General features: G+C 53.5%; 2 tRNA genes (1 of these 2 running past the window's edge). Both read left to right on the top strand.

Annotated features, from left to right (window positions below):
- A tRNA-OTHER gene (locus tag BBB58_RS00665) sits at nucleotides 1-56 on the top strand (it extends 61 nt beyond the left edge of the window).
- Between the two features lie 9 nt (nucleotides 57-65).
- Nucleotides 66-157, top strand: a tRNA-Ser gene (locus BBB58_RS00660).
- Nucleotides 158-241 lie beyond the last annotated feature (84 nt).

Here is a 241-nt window from a genome sequence, read left to right as displayed (position 1 = left end):
AGAGCAACCGGCTGTTAACCGGTAGGTCGTAGGTTCAAATCCTACTTGCGGAGCCATTTTATTTTGGAGACGTACCCAAGAGGCTATAAGGGGCTCCCCTGCTAAGGGAGTAGGCTGGGAAACCGGTGCGAGGGTTCGAATCCCTCCGTCTCCGCCACTTAAAATTACTTAGAAGACACATACACTGGCCCGTTGGTCAAGCGGTTAAGACACCGCCCTTTCACGGCGGTAACACGGGTTC

This window comes from Exiguobacterium profundum (assembly GCF_001909285.1).
GTDB classification, from domain to species: domain Bacteria; phylum Bacillota; class Bacilli; order Exiguobacteriales; family Exiguobacteriaceae; genus Exiguobacterium; species Exiguobacterium profundum.
This window is presented reverse-complemented; position numbering and strand designations above follow the sequence as displayed.